This is a genomic window from Roseateles sp. FW301-B2 (genome assembly GCF_058788955.1).
Genome location: NZ_JBYTBE010000069.1, coordinates 1 through 3,064, shown reverse-complemented (window position 1 = coordinate 3,064; position 3,064 = coordinate 1). Strand labels below are relative to the sequence as shown.

Annotated in this window: 3 protein-coding genes; all 3 read left to right on the top strand. The window is 72.1% G+C overall.

Going from position 1 to position 3,064, the window contains the following annotated elements; all coding sequences use genetic code 11:
- The first annotated feature begins 212 nt into the window (after nucleotides 1-212).
- The 3 genes from AC3WQY_RS24535 to AC3WQY_RS24525 are packed head-to-tail and all read left to right on the top strand — an operon-like array spanning nucleotide 213 to nucleotide 2,989.
- A complete protein-coding gene (locus tag AC3WQY_RS24535) occupies nucleotides 213-737 on the top strand; it encodes an Lrp/AsnC family transcriptional regulator (RefSeq protein ID WP_492711218.1) in 525 nt (174 codons plus the stop codon).
- Nucleotides 738-757: 20 nt separating this feature from the next.
- A complete protein-coding gene (locus tag AC3WQY_RS24530) occupies nucleotides 758-1,210 on the top strand; it encodes an SRPBCC family protein (RefSeq protein ID WP_492711217.1) in 453 nt (150 codons plus the stop codon).
- Nucleotides 1,211-1,252: 42 nt separating this feature from the next.
- On the top strand, nucleotides 1,253-2,989 hold the full coding sequence (locus AC3WQY_RS24525; protein WP_492711215.1) for a LuxR C-terminal-related transcriptional regulator: 1,737 nt from the start codon (nucleotides 1,253-1,255) through the stop codon (nucleotides 2,987-2,989).
- Nucleotides 2,990-3,064 lie beyond the last annotated feature (75 nt).

The following is a 3,064-nucleotide window of genomic DNA, read 5'->3' as shown; positions in this document are numbered from 1 at the left end:
ACTCCAGAGGGTGGGCGGGGCAGGCGGGGCGACTTGTGATCGCGCGCATGGCCGTGATTCCGGCAGTATGTGCCGGCAGGGGAGTGTAGGGAAAGCTTGGCGATCGGTGCTTTCTATCTGCTGCTGAAAAGCGTAGGCTTCAGCAATAATCTTTCTCAGACATCCGTTTGGAGTGGCGATTGGCTTCCAAGAACACCAAATCAGGGCAAACCATGAGGAAGGCGGCCGCGGCCCCCGAGGCCGAGGAGTCGGGCGCCCAGGGCGAGAGCCTGGACCGCTGGCACATCGCCATCCTGGCCGAGCTGCAGCGCGATGCGCGGCTCTCCAATGCCGAGCTGGCGGCACGCATCGGGCTGTCGGCCGCGCCCACCTGGCGGCGTGTGCGCTGGCTGGAGGAGCAGGGCTTCATCACCGGCTACCGCGCCGAGATCGACCGCCGCAAGGTGGGCCTGGGCGTGCTGGCCTTCGTGCGCCTGGACGCCGACCGCAACAACGGCGCCTCCACCAAGCCGCTGGAGGATGCGATCCGCGAGCTGCCCGAGGTGATCTCCTGCCACTACATCTCGGGCGCCGGCACCTTCGAGCTGCAGGTGCTGGCCACCGACCTCGACGCCTTCTCGCGCTTTTCCATCGACACCCTGCTGAACCTGCCCAATGTGAAGGACATGCACACCAGCTTCTCGCTGGGCGAGGTCAAGGCCGGCGGCATGACGCCGCTGGCGCAGCTGAAGGGATGAATTCACCGGAGCGAACCGCCATGAGCGAACACACCCAAACCGTGCGCCTGCAGCGCGTGCTGCGCAGCCCACCGGAGCGCGTCTACCGCGCCTTTCTCGACGCCAGCGCGATGAGCAAATGGCTGCCGCCGCATGGCTTCACCGGCCAGGTGCATGAGATGGATGCGCGCGTGGGCGGCAGCTATCGCATGTCCTTCACCCACTTCGGCAGCGGCCACACGCATGCCTTCGGCGGCCGCTACCTGGAGCTGCGGCCGCATGAGCTGATCCGCTACACGGCGGTGTTCGACGACCCGAACCTGGCCGGTGAGATGCAGACCACGGTGACGCTGCGCCAGGTCTTCTGCGGCACGGTGATGGAGGTGGTGCAGGAGGGCATACCGGCGCAGATCCCGGCCGAGGCCTGCTATCTCGGCTGGCAGGAATCGCTCACCCTGCTGACGCAGCTGGTGGAGGCGGAGATCCCGGGATGAGCGCCGCCCTGGCCCCGGTGAAGGACGTCGGCGCCATGCCCCATGGCTGAGCCCGGCCTGCCGCTGTATCCCTCGGGCGCGGACCTTGCTGCGCTGGAGCGGCAGCTGGCGGCGGCGGAACCGGCGCAGCGCGCCGCGGCGGGCAGTGCCCTGGCCTGGGCGCTGCGGCAGCGCGACAGTGCGCGCGCCCAGCGTCTGGTGGAGGAGGCACTGGCCCAACTGAGCGCCGCGGCCGGCACGGCCAGCATCGCGGATTGGCGCTTGCAGATCCGGCTGGCGCTCACGGGCAGCGAGATCGCGGCCCTGTTCGGGCGCCTGGAGTCGGCCGAGGAGCAGCTGGCGCACGCCCGCGCCTGGCTGGCCGAGCACCCCGATCCGCTGGCCAGCGGCGATGCGCTGCTGGCCGAAGCCGGCGTGGCCAAGGCGCGCGGCCAGCGCGAGCGCGAGCTCGACGCGTACCGGCGTGCCGCGGCCGTCTATGCCGAGGCGCGCCTGCTTGAGCGCCAGGCGCTGGCCGAGGCCTGGTCCGCCTACGAGGGCGCGTTCGGCGATCCCGGCGGCGCCCAGCCCGCCGGCGTGGGCATCGATGCGGCCGGCGATGCGCTGTGGAGCGCGGCACGCGCGCTGCGCCTGTCGCGGCGCGAGCCGGCAGAGGCGGCGGCGCTGTTCCTGCATGCCAGCGAGCAGGCCCAGCGGGTGGGCCTGCTGCGCCTGGCGCTGATCTGCGTCATCAACGCCGGCACGGCGCTGCAGGGCCTGGGCGAGACCGACGATGCGGTGGCCTGTTTCGACCTGGCCGAACGTGTCGCCCAACAGACCGGCTGGCCGACCCTGCTGGGCGCCATCCAGACGCGCTTGGCGGCGCTCTTCAACGAACTCGGCCGGCTGGAGGAGGCGCATGAGCTGGCCAGTGCCTCGCTGCGCTCGCTGGCCGCCACGCCGGGCGGCATCAACCGCGCCAATGCCTGCGCCGAGCTGTCGCGCAACCTGCTGCTGCAGGGGCGCGGCGTCGAGGCGGTGGCGCCGATGGACGAGGCCATCCGCATGTACCGCGAGGCGCAGTCGACCGACAACCTCGCCCTGTGCCTGATCCATCAATCGCGCGCCCTGGCCGCGTCGGGCCGGCCCGACGCGGCGCTGGCGGCGATTGCCGAGGCCCGGGAGCTGATCGCCGCGCATGGCTTCACGGCCCTGACCCTGGGCGTGTACGAGGCGCTGGCGGAGATCCATCGCCGCCACCGCCTGCCGCCCCCGGCCGAGATGCGGGCGGCCACGCCGGCGCTGCACTATTCGCTGGCCGCGCTGCACGAGGGGCTGCAGATCCCCGGCTGGAAGCCGCTCGCCCCGCTCTACATCGAGCTGGCCGACGATTGCGCGGCCGCGCAGGACTGGCCCGCCGCCTTCGGCCATGCGCGCAAGGCCATCGAGCTGCTGCAGCAGCAGCGCCAGCCGGCCAGCGGCCAGGCGCCGGGCGCGCGCCGCGTGGCGGAGGCGCCGCTGGCATTGCTGTCGGATGAGGGCGGCCTGTGGCGCCCGGCCTTTGCCACCCCGCTGGGCGATGCGGACGCCGCGGCCGCGGCGCTGCAGATGACGCCGCGCGAGCGCGCCATCCTGGCCTTGCTGGCGCGCAGCTACTCGAACAAGGAGATCGCCCAGGCCTTGGCGATCGGCGACGAAACGGTCAAGTGGCACCTGAAGAAGGTCTACGCCAAGCTGCAGGCCGGCACGCGCAAGCATGCGGTGAGCCGCGCCCGGGCGCTGGGCCTGATCGGCCCCTGAGACCTCGGCAGCCGGGCCGGCAGCGGCCTCATGGCTTTCCCGCCCCCATGCCTCAGGGCCCCCCGCGCCGGGGGG